At 39.1% G+C, this 21733-nt stretch carries 10 protein-coding genes and 2 pseudogenes; 6 read left to right on the top strand and 6 right to left on the bottom strand.

The window, feature by feature from the left end; translation table 11 throughout:
- Nucleotides 1-9: 9 nt before the first annotated feature.
- Together ACZZZW_RS03695 and ACZZZW_RS03690 are read right to left on the bottom strand one after the other, a co-directional pair.
- Nucleotides 10-1990, bottom strand: a pseudogene (locus ACZZZW_RS03695) (fumarate reductase/succinate dehydrogenase flavoprotein subunit).
- Nucleotides 1991-2009: 19 nt separating this feature from the next.
- Entirely contained in the window at nucleotides 2010-2690 is a 681-nt protein-coding gene (locus tag ACZZZW_RS03690; RefSeq protein ID WP_463492297.1) for a succinate dehydrogenase cytochrome b subunit, read from the bottom strand.
- A gap of 520 nt (nucleotides 2691-3210) precedes the next feature.
- Here ACZZZW_RS03690 and ACZZZW_RS03685 point away from each other — a divergent pair.
- Entirely contained in the window at nucleotides 3211-4332 is a 1122-nt protein-coding gene (locus ACZZZW_RS03685) for a TlpA family protein disulfide reductase (RefSeq protein ID WP_463492296.1), read from the top strand.
- Between the two features lie 86 nt (nucleotides 4333-4418).
- On the opposite strand, the pseudogene ACZZZW_RS03680 reads toward ACZZZW_RS03685, so the two are convergent.
- The 3 genes and pseudogenes from ACZZZW_RS03680 to ACZZZW_RS03670 form a co-directional block, all read right to left on the bottom strand.
- Nucleotides 4419-4611 (bottom strand): annotated as a pseudogene (locus ACZZZW_RS03680) (cold-shock protein).
- 311 nt (nucleotides 4612-4922) lie between these two features.
- A complete protein-coding gene (locus tag ACZZZW_RS03675; RefSeq protein WP_463492295.1) occupies nucleotides 4923-5423 on the bottom strand; it encodes a hypothetical protein in 501 nt (166 codons plus the stop codon).
- A 497-nt stretch (nucleotides 5424-5920) separates the two neighbouring features.
- Nucleotides 5921-7471 (bottom strand): trypsin-like peptidase domain-containing protein, encoded by a 1551-nt coding sequence (locus tag ACZZZW_RS03670; RefSeq protein ID WP_055909038.1) that lies wholly within the window; start codon nucleotides 7469-7471, stop codon nucleotides 5921-5923.
- 384 nt (nucleotides 7472-7855) lie between these two features.
- Between ACZZZW_RS03670 and dapF the strand changes: the two genes are divergently transcribed.
- From dapF to ACZZZW_RS03645, 5 genes are all read left to right on the top strand, one after another.
- The gene (dapF, locus tag ACZZZW_RS03665; protein ID WP_463492294.1) at nucleotides 7856-8638 is read left to right on the top strand and encodes a diaminopimelate epimerase; all 783 of its coding nucleotides are present in this window, start codon (nucleotides 7856-7858) and stop codon (nucleotides 8636-8638) included.
- A gap of 531 nt (nucleotides 8639-9169) precedes the next feature.
- Nucleotides 9170-10339 (top strand): efflux RND transporter periplasmic adaptor subunit, encoded by a 1170-nt coding sequence (locus tag ACZZZW_RS03660; RefSeq protein WP_055909044.1) that lies wholly within the window; start codon nucleotides 9170-9172, stop codon nucleotides 10337-10339.
- A 49-nt stretch (nucleotides 10340-10388) separates the two neighbouring features.
- Nucleotides 10389-13568 (top strand): efflux RND transporter permease subunit, encoded by a 3180-nt coding sequence (locus tag ACZZZW_RS03655; protein ID WP_463492293.1) that lies wholly within the window; start codon nucleotides 10389-10391, stop codon nucleotides 13566-13568.
- 10 nt (nucleotides 13569-13578) lie between these two features.
- Entirely contained in the window at nucleotides 13579-14979 is a 1401-nt protein-coding gene (locus tag ACZZZW_RS03650; protein WP_463492292.1) for an efflux transporter outer membrane subunit, read from the top strand.
- Between the two features lie 2178 nt (nucleotides 14980-17157).
- Nucleotides 17158-20688: a T9SS type B sorting domain-containing protein gene (locus ACZZZW_RS03645; RefSeq protein WP_463492291.1), complete on the top strand. Its 3531-nt coding sequence runs from the start codon at nucleotides 17158-17160 to the stop codon at nucleotides 20686-20688.
- Here the strand turns inward: ACZZZW_RS03645 and ACZZZW_RS03640 are convergent.
- On the bottom strand, nucleotides 20685-21695 hold the full coding sequence (locus ACZZZW_RS03640; RefSeq protein ID WP_055909059.1) for a PorP/SprF family type IX secretion system membrane protein: 1011 nt from the start codon (nucleotides 21693-21695) through the stop codon (nucleotides 20685-20687). The two genes, ACZZZW_RS03645 and ACZZZW_RS03640, sit on opposite strands and share 4 nt — an antisense overlap.
- Between the last annotated feature and the right edge of the window lie 38 nt (nucleotides 21696-21733).

The following is a 21733-nucleotide window of genomic DNA, read 5'->3' as shown; positions in this document are numbered from 1 at the left end:
ATCTCTTATCTATTTATAACTTCTTTGTGCTACTTTAATATTTTCAAACTTCAATTCTTCTTTATGAAGTTCGAAGTTTACACCTTCTTTAAATTCCCAAGCGGCTACGTATGCAAAATTTTCATCATCACGCAGGGCTTCACCTTCTTCGGTTTGATACTCTTCACGGAAGTGACCACCACAACTTTCGTTACGGTTTAAAGCATCAATACACATTAACTCGCCAAGCTCGATAAAATCGGCAACACGACCAGCTTTTTCCAATTCAGTGTTTAACTCATCAGCAGTACCCGGCACACGAACATCACTCCAGAATTCATGACGCAAGGCCCTGATTTCCTGAATGGCTTCATTTAAACCTTTTTCGTTACGTGCCATACCACATTTTTCCCACATGATGTGGCCTAAACGTTTGTGGAAATGATCTACTGTTTTGGTTCCTTTGATATTGATTAGATTGTTTAAAATACCAACTGCTCTTTTCCTCGGCCTCTACAAACGCAGGGTGATCGGTTGAAATTGCCTTTACCGAAATTTCTTTTGATAAATAAGCACCAATTGTGTAAGGTAGAACAAAATAACCATCAGCTAAACCCTGCATTAAAGCAGATGCACCTAAACGGTTGGCACCGTGATCGGAGAAGTTAGCCTCACCTGTACAGTATAAACCTGGCACCGATGTCATTAAGTTATAATCAACCCAAAGTCCGCCCATGGTATAGTGAACTGCAGGATAGATACGCATTGGTGTTTCGTAAGGATTTTCACCTGTAATTTGCGCATACATATCGAACAGGTTACCATATTTCGCTTTAATTACCTCAGTACCTAAGCGCATGCAGGTTTCTTTATCAGGATTATGGTTACCAGCTTTTGAAGCTTCGATTTTACCGTAACGTTCTGTGTTGGCTTTAAAATCAAGATATACTGCTAATTTGGAAGCACCTACACCATAACCTGCATCACAACGTTCTTTAGCAGCACGTGAAGCCACATCACGTGGAACAAGGTTACCGAATGCAGGATAACGGCGCTCTAAATAATAATCTCTTTCATCTTCAGGAATTTCTGAAGCTTTACGGTTATCATCTTTCTTTTTTGGTACCCAGATACGTCCATCGTTACGCAACGACTCTGACATCAGGGTTAATTTTGATTGGTGATCTCCTGAAACAGGGATACAGGTTGGGTGGATTTGCGTATAGCAAGGGTTTGCAAAATAAGCACCTTGTTTGTGCGCTTTCCAGGCTGCTGTAACGTTACTTCCCATTGCATTGGTAGAAAGATAGAATACGTTTCCGTAACCACCTGTTCCTAATACCACTGCATGGCCAAAATGACGTTCGATTTCTCCTGTAATGAGGTTACGGGCAATGATACCACGCGCCTTACCATCGATTTTAACAACCTCAAGCATTTCATGGCGGGTATACATTTCTACTTTACCCATACCAATCTGGCGTTCTAAAGCAGAATAAGCTCCTAATAACAATTGTTGGCCGGTTTGACCTGCTGCATAAAATGTACGCTGAACTTGTGTACCACCAAATGAACGGTTATCCAACAAACCACCATACTCACGCGCTAAAGGAACTCCTTGTGCTACACATTGATCTATAATGTTTGCACTTACTTCAGCTAAACGGTGTACGTTTGCTTCGCGTGCTCTGTAATCACCACCTTTAATGGTATCGTAAAAAAGGCGGTAAACACTATCACCATCATTTTGATAGTTTTTTGCTGCATTGATACCACCCTGAGCAGCGATTGAGTGTGCTCTACGTGGAGAATCCTGAAAACAAAAACATTTTACTTTGTAACCCATCTCAGCCAGGGTAGCGGCAGCCGAAGCACCTGCTAAACCCGAACCTACAATAATTACCTCAATAGTTCTTTTGTTCGATGGGTTAACCAAAGGCACAGAAGACTTATATTTTGTCCATTTGCTGGTTAATTCGCCTTCTGGAATATTTGAATTAATATCTGACATATCTCTTTTGTGCTAAAACTTAATCAATTAAATGGGTATAAACTGCAATTGGCATGAGTGCGAATACGATCGAAATGATTAGCGCATACCATACACTGGCTCTTTTAATCATTCCATTGTATTTTGAATGATTCCATCCCATGGTTTGAAATGCCGAAGCGAAACCGTGCAATAAGTGGTAACAAAGAGAAATCATTAAAAGAACATAGGCCACAACCCTTACCGGATCCTGAAATTTCTCTTTCATAACGGCATATAAATCTTCATTGCCGTTTGCATCAACAGTTGGAATTCCTGTGAAACGAGAAACTACCCAAAAATCTTTCAGGTGGATAACAAGAAAAATAAGCAATAAAGTACCTAACAAGCCCATAGAGCGGCTGTACCATTTACTGTTCGCACTACCATTGTAAACTGCGTAGCTTTCTGGCCTTGCTTTTCTATTTTGAATTGTAAGGTTAACTGCCTGATAAATATGCACAAGCAAGCCTAAAAACAATATGTACTCGCCTGCCCTGATGATCCAATTGGTAGCCATAAAATGTGCTCCAATATTAAACTTCAAACCATTATCGTCAAGAAATATTAACGAATTAATACCTGCGTGTACAATTAAAAAGAGTATCAGGAATATTCCTGTAATACCCATAACGTATTTTCTTCCTATTGATGAAGAAAGTGCATTTCCGAAACCACTCATTTGATTAGGATTTATATCTAAATTTCTTGCAAAAGTATCTAATTATGAGTTTAATTTATAAACGATTATGACAAAACAACGATAAAACATTTATTTAGAAACATTCTAAAGCAGAATAGGAAATAATTGAAATTATACCCATACCGTCATGCTGAATTTATTTCAGCAACTATCCTATATAAGTCCCTGGAATAAATTCAGGATGACGATAGTTTTGAAATTTATGGATAAAGATATTGACCAGATCGTCATGCTGAACTTATTATAGCAACTATCCTTTATAAAGGCCCTGAAATAAATTCAGGGTAACGATAGTTTTGAAATTTATAGATAAAGATATCACCCAGATCGTCATGCTGAATTTATTTCAGCAACTATCCTTTATAAATCCCTGAAATAAACTCAGGGTGACGGCAGTTGCAATATTGGGTTATGAATTCCTTAATGGTTAAAATTTAAGAAACCCTAAACACCCAACATAACTAATCTTTTCGTTATATTGCCTTACCAAATAATTAACATGAAAAAGCTGCTCTATTTTATTGTGCTCCTGGCCATTTTATGCTCAGGTTGCGATCCTGCTCCGGCTACTTTTAATCTGGAAACCAAAAACTTTGGTCCAAATGCCGTAATTACCATTCAAAGTGCAGAAAACAGTGAAACACTAAAAGTTGAAAACATAACAAACGGGAAACAGACTTTTAAAATTAACATTCCGAAAACAGGCTATGCCATTTTAAAAACAGAGGATGGGCCCCATAAAGAGGAATATTTCTTTTATCTGGATAAGGGTGATTATAAGGGAGTTCTTGATGGAAAAAATACAAATAGTTATCCATTTAAAACCGTACCTGATCAAGAAGGCGAAGCGTTTATCGAGTTTTACAAACTTTCAGATAACATGAGTAAAGATATACTTGATAGTTTAAGTAAAGCCGAGGTAGATCTTGATCAGGCCAACCCGAACAATATAATGGAACGTGCTCAAAAAGCTGATCAATGGAGAGAAAAACAACTCAAGCTTAAACTTGGAATTATAAGAGCCTTCGCTAAAGCGCATCCAAAATCGACTCATCCGATCTTTTTATTGGAACGTTTAGGTACTGTGGATTCGGAAGCGAAAAATTACTTATCCATTTTTAACCTACTAAGTGAGGAAGTAAAAGAAACGAAAAGAGGTAAAAATCTCCTTGCTGAAATAAAACAGGCTAACCAAATGATGGCGGGAAGTAAAATGCCGCTTATTGAGGGCGAGAACCCTAAAGGCAGAAAATTTGATTTGAAAGTATTGAAAAAGGTAAATCTAGTGAGTTTTTGGGCATCTTATAGCGGTAAGAGCCGCAGAGACAATCAAACCTTAGCTTCACTTTATGAAGAATATAAAAACAAAGACGTTGAATTTATCAGTGTATCTTTTGATAAAAAACGTGATTCGTGGTTAAAAACCATCAAAGAAGATAAGTTAATTTGGCCTCAATATGCCGATTTTAAAGGGTCAGAATCTCCCAATGCCAAAAACTTAAGCAATTATAACGTTACCTATTTCTTTTTAGTTGATAAAAACGGCAACGTATTAAGCAATAATGACCTTACATTAGATTTTGTGAAGAGTGAAATAGAGAAAAATTTAGCTGGCAGATAATTTTTATATGCTTACTGCGGAGTTAATTCCACAAAAAAGTCCCGATTTGCATCGGGACTTTTTACGATTTATGTGTTCGAGTTTTCTTAAGCTACTTTAACATTTACCGCGTTTAGGCCTTTTCTACCTTTCTTCTACATCGTAGTTTACGGTATCATTCTCGCGAATGTTATCGATTAAGCCTGAAGCATGAACAAAAATTTCGGCATCGCCATTAGATGGAGTGATAAATCCGAAACCTTTAGTTTCATTAAAAAATTTTACTGTTCCTTGTTGCATTATATTGTATTTTAATTTGTTTCAAAGATAAAGTTAAATACCTATAAATCAATTTTTTATTTTTAATTATATTAATTATTGCTAAATATATTGACTATTTGCCTTTTAAGCCCTGTTTGGCAGCTCGATTTACTCAATAAATACCTGATGTATTACCTGATTTTATAATTAAATAGCAGTCAAAATTAGTATTCGCTTCTGCTTTTCTGCCTAAAAACAGCAATAACCGACCATAAACGACTCCTATTTCATTCCAATAAATACTTACTCAATTATTCTTGATTTTACCTTTGAGAAGATAACATAGTTTATTAGCTATAAGCCATACTTTCCTGTTGTTCATAATTAACCAAAAGGCTTTCGGTAATTTTAACCATCAGTGTTTGATCGCTCCCGTTGTAGCTTAAAATCAATAAATCGCCTACAATTTCGTGTAAAATAAGTTTCGGGCTGGTATATGTAATAGAAACCACATGAGCGCCTTTATTTAAAAGATCTGAAGCATAAATATGCAACTCGGCCCAATCAAAAAGTACAGGCTGATCTTCCAGGTCATTTAAAACAGGCATTTTATGATCCAGGGCGGCAATGCTGTTCATTACCGAATATTGAAGTTTTTGATGTAATGTATTTGCCTTTTCATTGGTCAACTGCATTTGCGAAAAGGTATGGAGTTGTAGATTTAGGCTGTATATTTTAGATTTTTTTTGAAATTCTTTGTAGGTATCATGAAATATCCGTCGTTCAAAGTCGGTTTTACACATGAAATTGAAATATTGTTTTACACTTAGGTTAATATGAGCTAAAGCCATAATATTCGTTTTTGGATGCTTATTCAAATATGTAACAATAAAATAATTTAGTAGTTATCGATAAAGGCTGATAATCAATCGCGATAACAAAACTAATTCTTGATTATGAAAAACGGATGAATATTGGTTTGAGTACGGAGCATTAGGTGATTTGCCGGTTATTTAAGATATTTTAACATATTAAATAGCCGTTTGATTGTGTAGGTAATACTCAATTATATTTTCTGGTTTGCGTTGGTTTCCTAACGGGTGCATTAATTCGCTCAAAATGGACGAAGCGGATGTGGAATGGTTCTTCTGATGCAACAAGCTATCCAATACACAAATTCGTAGCGATCGTTGTAAGATTGCTTCGCTGGCTGAAAAAGCCATCTCGCAATAACGAAACGTGAAAAATTTTTACTCCTTTTACCTCTATTCCTGGCTTAATTGCAATTAAAACAAAAAAGCTTCCCGGGTTAACCCCGGAAAGCTTTCTTAAACTATTATTTACTTAATTATTGTGCTGGAAAACTGTAGTTGTATGAACCCTGTTCGCCAACACCAGAAATACTTACCATATTGTTTCTACCCAATGGCAATGCTTTTTGAACATCAGCAACAGAGTTTACAGGTTGTCCGTTTACTTTTGTAATGATCAATCCTTTCTCTACACCAATGTTATCAAAAGCTTTTCCGGTGGTTACTGATGTTACTACAACACCACTGTTGATGCCATATTTAGATTTTTGTGCCTGAGATGCTGGAGCAAAAGTTGCACCTAATTTTGAAACTTCGGCACCTTTGCTTGTTGCGTTTTTGGCAGTTAAACCTACACTGGCTTCACCTTTCAAAGTAACAGTGTAATCTTTAAGGGAACCATCGCGAAGCACTGTTAATTTAACTTTATCACCAGGATTTAAACGGCCAACTCTTTCCTGAAGATCTGGTGAATCGTTAATTACAACACCATCTACTTTTTTAATTACGTCGCCAGATTTAATTCCTGCTGCAGCAGCACCGCCACCAGCAACAACATCATTCACATATAAACCGCTAATTTCGTTGGTTTTAATACCCTCTGGTTTTTCCTCACCACTTAAAGGCACAAAATTTACACCAATATATCCACGTTTAACTGAGCCATATTTCATAAAATCATCCACAATTTTACGTGCCAGATTAACTGGAATTGCGAATCCGTAACCTTGGTTATATCCACTTTGCGAAGCAATTGCAGAGTTGATACCAACCAATTCACCATTGGCATTTACCAATGCACCACCGCTGTTGCCTGGGTTAATGGCTGCATCAGTTTGAATAAATGATTCGATACTGGTATTTGCCGGACGGTCTGGTCTTTTACCCGTACGTTGATACTCGCGGTATTCTTCTTCTGTAATTTCATTGCCTTGTTGCTCACGACCAATAATACCGATACTACGGTTTTTGGCACTTACAATACCAGCAGTTACAGTTGTATTTAAATCCAATGGGAAACCAACGGCTAAAACCCACTCTCCCACCTGCACATTATCTGAATTACCCATTTTTACCACTGGTAAACCTGTTGCGTTAACTTTAATCAGGGCTAAATCTGTATTTGGATCGCGACCGATTACTTTGGCCTCAACTTTACGCCTGTCGGTTAAAACAACTTCAACTTTTTCAGCATTTTCTACTACGTGGTTGTTGGTAACGATATAACCATCCTGACTGATAATTACACCCGATCCTGATGCTGCCCTTGGCTGACGCTGCATTTGGCGGCCACCGCCTCCACCGAAAAAGTCTTCCATCATATCAAATGGAGAAGACGAACCCTGGCCTTTAGATGCCGCATAAGTTGTTTTAATGTGTACCACACCCGGTGCAACTGCTGCCGCAGCCTGTGTAAAATCGGTAGCTCCTGCTGATGTTACTTTAAGTGGATTATTTGCAAAATATAAATTCTGTTTTTCAGAAATTGTACTGCCTGTTTGGTTACGCTCAAATAGTTTGTAACCTCCAATTGCAGCTGCCCCACCTATAAAAGCAGCCAACATGGTAATTCCTAATATTTTTTTCATGTGTTTGTATATTGTTTTTAAATGTTATGAAGCTATTAAAAGTATAAATTGGTTAGCTTTTAATGGTTCATTTGTTTATTTATTGTTTAAAGCCATGATTTATTATAAGCTGGTTTGCTAGCTAATTGTTTGTTTAGCTTACAATATTTCATATTGTTAAATGTTATTATTGCGGGAGCGCTTTCAATTTGATTTAAGCAGAATGCTCCGGCAGTTTTTATCTGCTCAAATTTTCTTTTATAAGTTTATTCAAATTTAATACCATATAAACGATATTTGCATCCTCAAAGCACTTAGTTTTGTGTTAAAAAATGTTAAATTAAAAAACACAATCCGCTTATTACCTTTTGCAACTCAAATATTGCATTAATAAATGAAGATTAAATGAAAATTAATTTCTTTAAATACCAGGGCGCAGGCAACGATTTTATTTTAATAGACCATACCGCGAGTCCATTAAAAAATATTGATAATCAATTAGTTGAGCAGCTTTGCCATAGGCGTTTTGGTGTTGGTGCTGATGGATTAATGTTCATTACCAAACATGAGGATTACGATTTTGAGATGCATTATTTTAATGCCGATGGTAAACTGGGAAGTATGTGTGGAAACGGTGGCAGATGTATCGTAGCCTTTGCCAAACAACTCGGTATTATCGACCGTGAAACAAACTTTTTGGCAGTAGATGGTCCACATTATGCCAGAATTTCAGAAAATGGCGAGTGGGTTGATTTACAAATGATTGATGTAGATACCATTACCAAAGATGATGATGCCTATGTATTGAATACAGGTTCGCCGCATTATGTTGCGTTACAAAGTGATTTAAAAGACTTTGATGTTTTTCATGAGGGGAAAAGTATCCGTTACAATGCAACATATTCACAGAAAGGAATTAACGTAAACTTTGTAGAAGATAAGGGCGATTATTTATTTGTGCGCACCTATGAACGTGGCGTTGAAGATGAAACCTATGCTTGTGGCACAGGCGTAACCGCTGTGGCTATGGCCATGGCAAAACACAAAAATCAAACCGGTCATATTACAACAGCCATTAAGGTTTTAGGCGGCGATATTAAAATCGAATTTGATTACGATGGTAAAACATTTACGAATGTATTTTTATGCGGCCCGGCCAAATTGGTTTTTGAGGGCGAAGTGGAATAGGATTCCTTTTTAAAATTATTTGTTATTACAAGTGCCGAGGTTTTTTAAATTGATAGATCAGAACAATCTTACTTTCTATTTAGATAAAAATTGCTCACATGAAAAAAGCTTATTGCGTTCCTTTCCAAAACCAGCGGATTTTAAAATTAAATGCTACCAGTATCTAAAAATCTAGTGTAAAACAGACAACCGCTACACCCTCTGTTGGCTAAAATACACAACATTTACTGTAATAAAAACTGTATATTTCAATTGATTTTAACAGCTTTTAACATCTGTCGCAAGATATTTACACACGCTTTTTCCCAGTAAACAGTGCTTTAATAGCCTACTGAACAGCTTTTTAAAGCTTCATAGCACTGTTTTTAATCAAAAAATAAATCAATCGATTGATTAAATGACAGAATTCGGACAGATTTATTTTTTTTTAGGCTCTATTTTTGGGCAATTATTAGCGAAAATCAAAGTCCCATTTTTTTTGATATCGCCCTTAATCCCGGAAATTTAAATTTAAACACACAGAAATACCCCATGAGAAAAGTAACAACTCTCTTTTTTAGCGTGAGCATTGGTATGCTTTTAGCGTCCTGCGGAAATGATGATGCAGCTAAAAAAGCAGCCGCTGCAGCCGCAGCCGGTCCACAGGCCTACCCCGTTTTTACAGTAAGCACACAAAATACAACTTTGGATTCTGATTATCCGGCTACGATAGAAGGTATCCAGAATATCGATATCCGCCCAAAGGTTGATGGCTTTATCGAAAAGATTTTTGTAGATGAAGGTGCGGTTGTTAAAAAAGGCCAGTTACTTTTCACTATTAACGCACCACAATATGAGCAACAGGTTAGAACAGCAAGAGCGGCCATTAGTAGCGCAGAGGCTGATGTAAATGCGGCTCAGTTAACGGTAAATAAAACCAGGCCACTTGTAGAAAAAGATATCATCAGTAAATATGATCTTGATGCTGCTCAGTTAACGCTTCAAAGCAGAAAAGCAGCATTGGCACAGGCAAAAGCCGAATTGGTAAATGCACAGGTTAACTTAGGTTATACCTCAATTACAAGCCCGGTTGATGGTGTAGTGGGCAGTATTCCTTTCAGAAACGGAAGTTTGGTAAGCAGCACCAGTACACAGCCCTTAACTACGGTTTCTAATACATCTAAAGTATATGCATATTTCTCATTAAACGAGAAACAGCTATTGGATTTTGCCAATATCTACAAAGGAAACACCCTGGCCCAGCAAATGAAAAACATTCCTGCGGTTAGCCTGGTGCTGGCTGATGGAACTGTTTATGCACAGAATGGTAAAATAGAATCCATTAATGGTCAAATTAATACCAGTACAGGTTCTGCAAGTTTAAGGGCAACATTCCCCAACCCGACTTCATTATTAAAAAATGGAGCTAGCGCATCTGTTAGAATCCCTCAACATGTTGAAAATGCCATTTTAGTTCCTCAAAAATCAACTATCGATTTGCAGGGTAAAAAATTCGTGTATGTATTAGGCGATTCTGCTAAAACGGTAAGTACCGAAATTCAGATTATGGATTTGGCCAAAGGCAAATTTTATGTGGTAACAAAGGGCTTAAAGGCTGGCGACAAAGTTGTACTTGAGGGTTTCCAATCATTAAAGGATGGAACAAAAATCAAACCTGAAGAAAAAAGTGCTGATTCAGTTTATGCTGATATCAAAAAGTAACAATATAATGAGTGACAATCACACGATATCAGTGTAATCAATATTAATTATGTTTAAGAAATTTATAGAAAGACCGGTTTTATCAACGGTTATATCCATTATCATCGTAATACTCGGTGTTTTAGGTTTAGCTACGTTGCCGGTTTCACAATACCCAGAAATTGCCCCGCCTACGGTTCAGGTTTCTACCTCCTACCAGGGTGCTAACGCCGATGTGGTAATGAATAGCGTTGTTGTTCCGCTGGAAGAGCAAATAAACGGTGTAGAAGACATGACTTACATGACTTCGAGTGCAAGTAATGATGGTACTGCAACCATTACCGTTAACTTTAAACTGGGTACCAATCCTGATTTAGCGGCGGTAAACGTACAAAACAGGGTAGCGCGTGCAACCAGTTTACTCCCTGCAGAGGTTACAAAATCGGGTGTAATTACAGCTAAAAGACAAGCGAGTAACGTACTTATTTTTGGTATTTACAGCGATGATCCTTCTTACGATCAGAAATTTTTACAGAATTATGCCAACATCAACATCATTCCACAAATTAAACGTATTAATGGTGTAGGAGATGCAAGTGCTTTCGGGCAAATGGATTATACCATGCGTGTTTGGCTTAAGCCTGATGTGATGGCGGTTTACGGTTTAATACCTAGTGATGTTAATGCTGCTTTGGCAGAACAAAACGTTGAGGCTGCTCCTGGCCAGTTTGGAGAGCAGGGCGATCAGGCATTTCAATACACTTTAAAATATACAGGCCGTTTAAAAGATGAGGCAGAGTTTAGCAACATCATTATCAAGGCGGATGCAAACGGACAGATACTGCGTTTAAAAGATGTAGCCAGAATCGAATTGGGTGCTCAAAGTTATGCCAGTACGGTTAAATTTAACGGTAAACAGGCTTTAGGTATCGCGATTAACCAAACGGCAGGATCGAATGCGAAAGAGGTTATCGAAAATTCAATCAAAACTTTGGATGAAGCGCAAAAATCTTTCCCTAAAGGCGTTCATTATACCACATTGGTAAACGTTAACGATTTCCTTGATGCTTCAATCGAAAAAGTAATTCACACCTTAATTGAGGCATTTATCCTCGTGTTTTTGGTGGTATTTATCTTCTTACAGGATTTCCGTTCTACGTTAATTCCGGCAATCAGTGTTCCGGTAGCTATTATCGGTACATTCTTCTTCCTTAGTTTATTTGGGTTTACCATCAACTTGTTAACGCTATTTGCACTGGTGCTCGCCATTGGTATTGTGGTGGATGATGCGATTGTGGTGGTTGAGGCAGTGCACGCCAAACTGGATGAGGGTTATACCGACGCCAGAAAGGCTACCATAGATGCAATGGACGATATTAGTGGTGCAATTATTTCGATTACCCTGGTTATGGCCGCGGTGTTTATTCCCGTGAGTTTCATCTCTGGTTCATCGGGTGTATTTTACAAACAGTTTGGTTTAACGCTGGCCATTTCGATCATTTTGTCAGCAATTAACGCATTAACTTTAAGTCCGGCGTTGTGTGCAATCTTTTTAAAACCACACAAAGAAGATCATGAAAAATCGAAAAACTTTTTAAACCGTTTTTACGATGCCTTTAATACATCTTTTGATGCCGTAACCGGGAAGTACAAAAAATCGGTTGGCTTTCTTTCCAGAACAAAATGGATTGTTGGTGCAGGCATTGCGTTTTTTACAGTGCTCCTGATCTGGACAATGAATACCACACCTAAAGGTTTTGTACCCAATGAAGATTTAGGAACTGTGTTTTCTGACATTTCATTACCGGCAGGAACATCACTGGAAGAAACAGATCTGGTAATTAAACGAATCGACAGTATTGCGCATACGGTGCCTGAGATTAAAAACTCTTTAAGGGTAGTTGGCCGGAGTTTAATCAGCGGTTCAGGAAGTTCTTACGGTATGGTTATAGGTAGGTTAATTCCATGGGATGAGCGTAAACGTGATGTAAAAGCAATTATTGGAGAGCTTTTTGCGAAAGCCGCAAGTATAAAAGGTGCTAAAATTATTTTCTTTGCGCCGCCAACCATTCAAGGTTTTGGTACCAGTGGTGGTTTTGAATTTCAGTTACAGGATAAAACAGGTGGCGATATTAAAAAATTTAATGATGTTGGCAATTCATTCCTGGCAGCGTTAAGTAAACGTCCGGAAATTCAGTACGCATCAACTTCATTTAACCCTAATTTTCCTCAATATCAGATTGATGTTAATGTGGCAAAAGTTAAACAGGCTGGCTTAACGGTTAGCGATGTACTGGCTACACTTCAAGGTTATTATGGTGGTGTTTATGCATCTAACTTTAATAAATTTGGAAAGCAGTTTAGGGTAATTTACCAGGCAGATGCTCAATACCGTGCCAACCAACAAAGTTTAACCAGTATTTACGTTCGTAACTCGAGCGGTGGCATGGCACCAATTTCTGAATTTATTAATTTAGAAAAAGTGTATGGTCCGCAAGCCATTTCGCGTTTCAACTTGTTCACCTCAATCGCAGTAACAGGTAACCCGAATGCAGGATATAGTTCTGGTGATGCTTTAAAAGCAGTACAGGAAGAAGCCGCAATCCATTTACCAACAGGTTATGGTTACGAATTCTCAGGTTTATCCCGTGAGGAGATGGCCGGAGGAAGTCAAACCGTTTTCATCTTTTTACTCTGCGTAATTTTCGTTTACTTTTTACTTGCAGCACAGTATGAAAGTTATATTTTACCGCTAGCTGTTCTATTCTCTTTACCAATCGGTTTGGCGGGTGTATTCGTTTTCGATAAAATATTTGGTGTAGATAATAACATTTACACGCAGATTACTTTGATCATGCTTGTGGGTTTACTTGCAAAAAATGCCATTTTAATTGTAGAATATGCGGTAGATAGAAGAAGAAAAGGCATGAGCATTGTAAATTCGGCAATTGATGGTGCTACTGCACGTTTACGCCCAATTTTAATGACATCCTTTGCCTTTATTTTAGGTTTATTACCCTTAATGTTATCATCAGGAGTAGGTGCATCAGGAAATAAATCAATCGGAACGGGTGCCGTTGGCGGGATGTTGATCGGTACTTTGTTTGGGGTATTCGTAATCCCTGCTTTGTTTATCATATTCCAATCTTTACAAGAACGTGTAAGCAATAAATCGCCTTTTAATGAAGGAATTGATCATGAGCAAACACCAGAAGAATACGAATTGGCAACTGCTAACAGCAAACATTAATATTAAGAAAATGAATTTTAGATATAAACATTCCATTTTAATCGGTTTAGCAATTCTTAGTCTGAGTGCCTGCGTAACTAAAAAATACGAACGCCCACAGGTTACCAGCGAAGGCTTATACCGGGATAACAATACCACAGATACAACAACCATGGCCGATTTGCAATGGAAAACGCTGTTTTCTGATACCACATTGCAATCGCTCATTCAACAGGGAATAAATGAAAATTTAGACTTAAAGCAGGCAATTGAGCGCATTAAGATTGCAGAAGCAACTTTAATTCAAAGTCGTGGGGCATTATTGCCAAGTTTACAGGCCGATGTAAACGTAACCGATAATAAAGCGTCGGCTGCGGCACAGAATTTTCCGGCAGGGATAAACATTAATTTAGAAACACAAACCTATAAAGCACAGCTAAGTACCAGTTGGGAAGCTGATATATGGGGTAAACTGAGCAGCGCAAAACGTGGTGCATATGCTACTTTATTACAAAGTGATGCTGCCAAAAGAGCCGTTCAAACTCAATTAATTGCAACTATTGCCAACAACTATTATGCATTACTGGCACTAGATAAGCAACTGTCCATTACTGAGCAAACCATTAAGGTTAGAACTCAGGATGTAGAAACCATGAGGGCATTAAAGCAAGGTGCTGTGGTTAATGGAGCCGCTGTTGTACAAAGTGAAGCCAATTTATATGCTGCCCAGGTAACATTGCCTGATTTAAAAAGAAGTATTAAAGAAGCAGAAAATGCCTTGAGTGTACTGGTTGCAAAAGCACCAAACGCAATTAACCGCACTACTTTGGATCAGCAAACGCCTTATGCCAATTTACAAACCGGAGTTTCTGCGCAATTGTTAAAAAACCGCCCGGATGTAATTGCAGCTGAATTTGGATTTAGATCGGCTTTTGAAAATACCAATGTGGCCAAAGCTTATTTTTATCCTGCATTAACCATTACCGCAGCAGGTGGTTTATCGAGTTTGCAATTGCAGGATTTCTTCAGCAAATCGATCTTCTACAATTTGGTTGGTGGTTTAACGCAGCCTATTTTTGCTAAAGGGGCAAATAAAGCCCGTTTAAAAACAGCGGAAGCAAACCAACAGATTGCGTTTTACAATTTCCAACAAACGCTTTTAACTGGCGGACAGGAAGTTTCGAATGCTTTGTACGCTTACCAAACCGCAGCAGAAAAAGAAGAAACACGCGCAAAACAAATTGCTTCGCTTACCAAAGCTGTTGATTTTACCAAAGAATTATTGCGTTATAGCTCAGCAACAAACTATACTGATGTTTTAACTTCAGAACAGAGTTTGTTAACCGCTCAATTGAGTGGCATTAACGATAGATTACAAAAACTACAGTCGGTTGTAAACCTTTACCGTGCATTAGGCGGTGGCTGGAAATAAACAATAATTAACAAGCATTTTTAGGGCATTCTGATATTTCAGAATGCCTTTTTTGTTGAGTAAATTGTTGGCCTAAGCCTGATGCCACGGAAGACATGTGGTTTGTCATCCACAGCCACGCAAAGGACGGAATTGGCGCAAGGCAAATTCAAAGATCTCTCCACTTCGCGTTGCTTCGGTCGAGATGACGATTCTATACGTCCACTCTAATTTTCAAAAATAAACATGCGGGGTGATTTAATTTAAAAAAACATAGCGATCGCTTTAAGATTCCCGCATGCGCGAGAATGACGACCGTGTTTAAAATACCTACTAAAAGATTGTTTCGGCTCGCTCTGCCTCCAGCCATGCAAAGGGCGGAATTGGCGCAAGGCAAATTCAAAAATCTCTCCACTTCGCGTTGCTTCGGTCGAGATGACGATTCTATGCGTCCACTCTAATTTTCAAAGACAAACATGCAGGGTGATTTAATTTATAAAAACATAGCGATCGCTTTAAGATTCCCGCATGCGCGGGAATGACGACAGTGTTCAAAATACCTGCTAAAAGATTGCTTCGGCTCTCTCGCCCCCAGCCTTGCAAACGACGGATTTAACGCATTCCCTGCATCATGCTATTTGCACCTCGCTATTTCCTCCATGCTAGACGGCATAGGAAATGATGGAAGGATAAAACGTTAAAGCTTTATCAATACCTTTCCTTCCATCGTTGCATTGAGGCAGCACACACTTTCCGCCCCCTTCGGCGGAACTTGTGCTGACGACCAAAAAGCTTTAACGAATTTATCCGACATCAGTTCCAAGCCTTGATTTTTGGTTACCTTTTTATCAAGAAAAAGGTAAGAGCCCCCTCGGTGGCGGTGAACCGAGGCAAGCCCGAGCAGAGCGAAAACATAGCAAACGCATTACGATTCCCACATGCGCGGGAATGACGACCGTGTTTAAAATACCTACTAAAAGATTGTTTCGGCTCGCTCTGCCTCCAGCCATGCAAAGGGCGGAATTGGCGCAAGGCAAATTCAAAGATCTCTCCACTTCGCGTTGCTTCGGTCGAGATGACGACTCTATGCGTCTACTCTAATTTTCAAAGACAAACATGCGGGGTGATTTAATTTATAAAAAAATAGCGATCGGTTTAAGATTCCCGCATGCGCGGGAATGACGACCGTGTTTAAAATACCTACTAAAAGATTGCTTCGGCTCGCTCGTACCCAGCCTTGCAAATGACGGATTTAACGCATTCCCTACATCATGCTATTTGCACCTCGCTATCTGAACCTTGCTTCCGGGCATAGGAAATGATGGAAGGAGAAAACGTTAAAGCTTTATCGTTACCTTTTCCCTTCATCATTGTATTGAGGCAGCACACACTTTCCGCCCCCTTCGGCGGAACTTGTGCTGAGGACCAAAAAGCTTTAACGAATTTATCCGACATCAGTTCCAAGCCTTGATTTTTGGTTACCTTTTTATCAAGAAAAAGGTAAGAGCCCCATCGGTGGCGGCGAACCGAGGCAAGCACGAGCGGAGCGAAAACATTACGATTCCCGCATGCGCGAGAATGACGACCGTAGTAGGAATTTACAACAAAAAGATTGTTTCGGCTCGCTCTGCCCCCAGCCTTGCAAAGGACGGAATTGGCGCAAGGCAAATTCAAAGATCTCTCCACTTCGCGTTGCTTCGGTCGAGATGACGATTCTATGCGTCCACTCTAATTTTCAAAGACAAACATGCGAGGTGATTTAATTTATAAAAGCATAGCGATCGCTTTAAGATTCCCGCATGCGCGGGAATGACGACCGTGTTTAAAATACCTACTAAGGTGCTGAAGTAAATCCGATAGCTATCGGATCAGCATGACGATCGCGTTAAACATAGGGGCAAAAATAACCATCATAAGTGCATTTTACTTTGAAACTCTCCTGCCATGGGCAGCGACCAATCAAAGTTACTTTGAAACCTTCCTGCCGCGGGCAGGGACAAATCAAAGTAAAATCGCCAAAATCAGCATTGATTCTATAATTACAACCAAGATTCTAAGCCCGTTACGCTTGTACTTTCTCATTGTGCACACCCCTTTAAAAGCTGGCTCAATTATTTTCGAAAAAATAATGTACGTTTGTTTTCTAAAACGTTAGCCACTAAACAGTTTATTTGTATTTTGGCTGAACCAAACAAATTTATGCGTCTCTCAAAACTTCTAGCCCTACTAGTTGGCTTATTTTTATTTAGCAATAGCTACGCTCAAACTTATGTGGTAACCAGTAATGCGGATAGCGGCCCTGGAACCTTAAGAGATGCCTTAACGCAAGCAGCGGTAGCAAACCGGGCTTCTACCTATACCATTAACTTTAATTTACCTGGTAGCCCAAGTGATAATGCAAACCGAACCATTAGGCTCCGTACTGCATTGCCCATCGTATCATCCAATGTAGTAATTGATGGTACCTCTCAAACCGCCTGGCCCGCACTCGGCGTTTCGGGAGCTAAGGTAATTTTAGAACCGGAATATGCAAACACAACATTTTCTGGTTTAGTAATTGGGCAGGCATCCGATACTCAGGTTCAAACCACCGGTGTTGAAATTTATGGTTTATACATCCGAAATTTTGCAACCATTACCAATTTACAGAATGTAAATACCGCCCAAGGATCAGGAATAGTAATTGATTACCGGGCAAATAATATTATCATCGGTGCTCCGGGAAAGGGAAATGTAACCGGTGGCAATATTAATGGTATCGTTATCCGGAACAACTTTCCCTATTCCAATATAGCAGCAACCAGAATTAAGATCCAGTCGAATTTAATTGGAGTAATATATGATGGGATAACCCCTAACACCAACGTTTTCGGTATCTCGGCCAATTTGTACGATAGCGCGCTTGATGTTGGTGGCGACAGTGCCGGAGAAGGAAATGTAATTGCCGCAAACCGGATTAATCTCGACATTACCCGGTCATCATATTCTACCAATGCAAGGTTTGATGTTAACGTAATCAACAATAAAATCGGGGTTGATTATACTGGTAAAAAGGATTTCCATGAATTACCTATTTTTCTTTCTTCATCTTCATTAGAAATTGCCGGGTTAAAGGTTAATTCAATTAATACAGCACTTTACGTACGGAACAATATTATTGGTGGCAACAGAACAACAGGTGTTTCCATTACCAATTCAGATTTTGTTTTAACAGGCAATGCAATAGGTACTGATGCTGCCGGAACTGTGGTAATGGGCAACGGTATTGGGGTTAAAATAGAATCTGGTGCAGGTGGAACCATTGGCGGTGCTACCCCAGCTGAAGTAAACCTAATAGCCAACAACAATTTCGGTGTCGAAACGGTATCATCAAAGCCGGTAAAAATTACCCGAAACAGTTTCTTTTGTAACAAAACATTCGGGATTGGAAAAACATTGTCCATTCTTCAACCCTATATCCAGGTACTGAAAAAAAGAAGTGATTATGTTTCGGGCAGGGCCACCCCAAATTCAGAAGTAGAGTTATTTTATACCGTAAACTGTCAGGGCATTTGCGAGGGTAAAACTTATATTGCAACGGTACAGGCAGGCAGCGATGGCCGATGGGAATACAATGGCAGCCTAAGTGGGATGGTTACCGCTACGGCAAGTTTATTAAATGCCACCACCTCTCCGTTTTCTACAGCAGAATTATTACCTAATGAAGCTATAGTGGAGCCGGTTACCTGTAATGCCAACGGATCAATCACCATCCCTGAAGTGCGCGAAGGATTTACATTTACCTGGGTAAAGATAGAAACCGACGGTAGCCGTGTACCTAAAGGCAATACACAAAGCATTTCCAATTTGGAGGTAGGTACTTATGAAGTAACTGTTGATGATGGATGTAAAGCATTTCCAACAGTGTTCATAATTAAAGACCAAAAATTAACAAAACCTACTATTATACCTGTCAATCCAATCTGCGGACAAACATCTTTTACATTTACAGCCGAGGTTTTGAGGGGTAAAGGTGTTATAAAATACGAGTGGATAAATACCGCAACAAGTGCTGTTGTAAGCAGAACAAACCCGGTAAATTTACCCGAAGGCACTTATTACGTAAAAGTATCAGATGAAGCTGCCTGTACACTAAATTCAGATCCGATTACAGTTGCCAGAAAACCACAACCAAAAATTGGCAGTCCATCCAGAACAGTTTCTGCCGCTTGCGGAAAGGAAAACGGTTCTATTACAGGTATTACCATTACCGATGCAACAGGTACATTAGGTTATAAATGGTTTAAGCGCGATCCAATTACCGGAGTTTTAGGTACAGATGTTGTATCAACAACCTTAGACCTTGAAAATGTTGGAGGTGGCAGCTATACACTATCTGTTTCCGATCAGGGCCAGTGTTCGCCTGTTACTGCAACTTTTTTTATCGGCACCTATAGCGATGTGGCCATAAATGGTGGAGCAGTTACACCAGCAAGGTGCGGGGCCAACAATGGAATTATCGACGGGGTATCAATCACAAACGCCGATACGTACGAATGGTTAAGCCCAACTTTACAAAGCATAAAAAAAGGTTCCTATTCTCCAGGCATGTCTATTAAACTGATCGATCTTGCTCCGGGCACCTATACACTTAGAGCAAGCAATTCATTATATACCTGTACTTTAGACAGAACTTACCGGGTAGATGCGCTAACCCCAACAATTTACACCTTTACACCAACGGTAAACAATACCACCTGCGAGTTGATTAATGGCAGCATCAACCTTAATTTTAGCTCTACACTTCCAACATCGTTTAAATGGGTAGATGAGTCTGGCTCTACAGTGGCAGGCGCAACAAGAACAGGAAATATTATCGAGCTTAAAAATTTACCCGGAGGAAATTATAGGATGTTCGCTTATGATGTTAATAATTGCGAAACTATTTTAGGCCCATATCCGATCAATGTTACGCCAAAATTAAACATCGTATCCAATACGGCAACTGTAATAAAAGATGGTTGTACCTTACAAAGAGGTTCTGTAAAAGGCATTCAGGTAATCGGCGGGATTCCTGCTTATGATTTTAAATGGATAAATGAAGCAGGAGAAGCAGTTCAGTATACGCAGGATCTGATTAATGTTGGTGCAGGCACATATCATTTAGAAGTTCGCGATAAAACAACATGCGGCTATGCAGTTAGTGAATCTTACACTGTGGTTGACGAACCTTTCAAAATTCTCACACCAATCATCAACGATCTCCGCGTTTGTTATGTATCTGATATCGTGCTGCCAGTAGTTGCTCCTGAAGAAGGCACCTACCAGTTATTCGAAAAAATCGACGATAGTAAGCCGTTTTTAGAAAGCAGTACCGGAATATTTAAGTTTAGGGTAGCCAAAACAGCCGATTATTTTGTAAGGAGAAAATTAGGATCCTGTACGAGCGAATTTGCAAAATTACATGTAGAAGTAACGCACGACAACCTTGAAATAACCAATACCATGACACCAAATGGCGACGGTATGAATGATGTTTGGCAAGTAAGGGGTTTACCAGATTTTAAAGGTACAAACATTAAAATTTATACCCGTGGCGGTCAGTTGGTATTCGAATCAATCGGTAATTATACCAAACCATTTGATGGCCGTTTTAGAGGTAAAGATTTACCTGCCGGGGTTTACTACTATGTGATTGATTTAAGGGCCGAATGTAAACCACTGGGTGGCAGCATAACACTATTGCGCTAAAACTGCCTGCTCGGACAAGCCACCTGGTAACGGTTATTTAATAAAATACCGAGTACAATTTCGTGCGTGCCGTTATTTACCGAGCGTAAGCCTGATGTATTTACATCATAAGAGTAACTCAGGTTTACCAATGATGCAACATTAAATCCCGCCAGCAGCGAAAAAGAATCGTTGTTACGGAAACTCGTGCCAACCCAAAACTTATCTTTATAGGCAAACTTTAAATTGGCATCAAATGTAGCAGGCGAGTTTGCCCAATAGGTAATCAATGCCGATGGGATCATCGCTATATCTTCATCCAGAAATATCTTATAACCTGCTGTTCCATAAAAGGTAGCAGCCTGGTAGGCATCTGTTTTAACCTTATCGTTTACGATGGCACTTTTGCTACCAATTAATTGCTTTGCAGATACACCAGCAAAAAACCTTGGGCTGTATAACCAAACACCGGCACCAATATCCGGTCTTATTTTATTGTTATAATCAGCAGAAAACAATGGATCTCCAGATTCGTCGGCAATAATACCACGAACATCAACACTGATTGATTTAAAGCCACCCGATAAGCCCAATGATAAATTTACTTCGTTGGTAAGGCCAAGATGATAGGCATACGTTACATTTACGTTCGTTTGTCGCACCAAACCGGCCTTATCCGTCATGGCTACCAATCCAATTCCATGATGGGGCTCTGCTGCTGTATAATTATTTACATAACTTCTGCTCATCGGGTTTTCGCCATTTCCGGCAAATGAATTTACATTGCTTCGAACAAAATCTTCACCAATGGCCGTACTTAAAGAAAGGTATTGAGTGCTTGGAGCACCTTCTAAACCGCTCCACTGCTTACGTAAACCCAATTTAAGGTCAGTATAATTATCTATCCCAGCCAAGGCAGGATTTAGGAGGATATTATTAAAAATATATTGTGTACTCCGTGGGATTTCCTGTCCGTAGCCAGAAAAATACAGACAAGCGAACAGAGAGAGCGTGTAAAAAAATTTCATTTAAACTATTGTGATGCGTTAATTGATTGATGCTAAAA

It is taken from the genome of Pedobacter sp. AC379 (genome assembly GCF_979258145.1).
This window is presented reverse-complemented; position numbering and strand designations above follow the sequence as displayed.

What these genes read in the sequence shown, in the direction of transcription:
- ACZZZW_RS03650 (WP_463492292.1), top strand. Translation starts at nt 13,579, where the DNA reads ATGAATTTTAGATATAAACATTCCATTTTAATCGGTTTAGCAATTCTT.
- ACZZZW_RS03685 (WP_463492296.1), top strand. Translation starts at nt 3,211, where the DNA reads ATGAAAAAGCTGCTCTATTTTATTGTGCTCCTGGCCATTTTATGCTCA.
- ACZZZW_RS03640 (WP_055909059.1), bottom strand. Translation starts at nt 21,695, where the DNA reads ATGAAATTTTTTTACACGCTCTCTCTGTTCGCTTGTCTGTATTTTTCT.
- ACZZZW_RS03670 (WP_055909038.1), bottom strand. Translation starts at nt 7,471, where the DNA reads ATGAAAAAAATATTAGGAATTACCATGTTGGCTGCTTTTATAGGTGGG.
- ACZZZW_RS03690 (WP_463492297.1), bottom strand. Translation starts at nt 2,690, where the DNA reads ATGAGTGGTTTCGGAAATGCACTTTCTTCATCAATAGGAAGAAAATAC.
- ACZZZW_RS03655 (WP_463492293.1), top strand. Translation starts at nt 10,389, where the DNA reads ATGTTTAAGAAATTTATAGAAAGACCGGTTTTATCAACGGTTATATCC.
- dapF (WP_463492294.1), top strand. Translation starts at nt 7,856, where the DNA reads ATGAAAATTAATTTCTTTAAATACCAGGGCGCAGGCAACGATTTTATT.
- ACZZZW_RS03645 (WP_463492291.1), top strand. Translation starts at nt 17,158, where the DNA reads ATGCGTCTCTCAAAACTTCTAGCCCTACTAGTTGGCTTATTTTTATTT.
- ACZZZW_RS03675 (WP_463492295.1), bottom strand. Translation starts at nt 5,423, where the DNA reads ATGGCTTTAGCTCATATTAACCTAAGTGTAAAACAATATTTCAATTTC.
- ACZZZW_RS03660 (WP_055909044.1), top strand. Translation starts at nt 9,170, where the DNA reads ATGAGAAAAGTAACAACTCTCTTTTTTAGCGTGAGCATTGGTATGCTT.